The sequence below is a fragment of the Corynebacterium sp. HMSC034A01 genome (genome assembly GCF_001838175.1).
In the GTDB taxonomy this organism is placed as follows: domain Bacteria; phylum Actinomycetota; class Actinomycetes; order Mycobacteriales; family Mycobacteriaceae; genus Corynebacterium.
This window is the reverse complement of the sequence record NZ_KV835918.1, coordinates 1-412: the sequence shown is the minus strand read 5'-3', so window position 1 is coordinate 412 and position 412 is coordinate 1. Positions and strand designations below refer to the sequence as shown.

General features: G+C 55.1%; 1 tRNA gene and 1 pseudogene. One reads left to right on the top strand and one right to left on the bottom strand.

Annotation, left to right across the window (positions count from 1 at the left end):
• Nucleotides 1–242, top strand: a pseudogene (locus HMPREF2791_RS00145) (IS481 family transposase); the annotation flags it as partial.
• Nucleotides 243–338: 96 nt separating this feature from the next.
• Here HMPREF2791_RS00145 and HMPREF2791_RS00140 read toward each other — a convergent pair.
• Nucleotides 339–411, bottom strand: a tRNA-Arg gene (locus HMPREF2791_RS00140).
• Nucleotide 412 lies beyond the last annotated feature (1 nt).

The window sequence follows — 412 nt, the reverse complement described above, 5'->3', positions numbered from 1 at the left end:
CCCGAAACGACACAGTCGACAAAAACGGCAAAGTCAGCGTGCGCTACGCCGGCAAACTCTTCCACCTCGGCATTGGACGCACCTACAAACACAAGAAAATTCTCATGGTCATCACCGACAACCACATCATCACATCACTGGTCGAAACCGGAGAAGTCATCACCGAGCACTACATCGACACCGCCCGCGACTACCAAAAGGCCTACTGGAAACACGGCGACCCACCACTTCACCCCAAATGAACAAAACCGGCACCCCAGAACAAAAAACAACTGGGATGCCGGTCCGTCCAGCATGTCGCGACTCATGCGTCAAGCATGACGCGACTCATGACAAAGTGCGCCCGGAGGGATTCGAACCCCCAACCTTCTGATCCGTAGTCAGATGCTCTATCCGTTGAGCTACGGGCGCG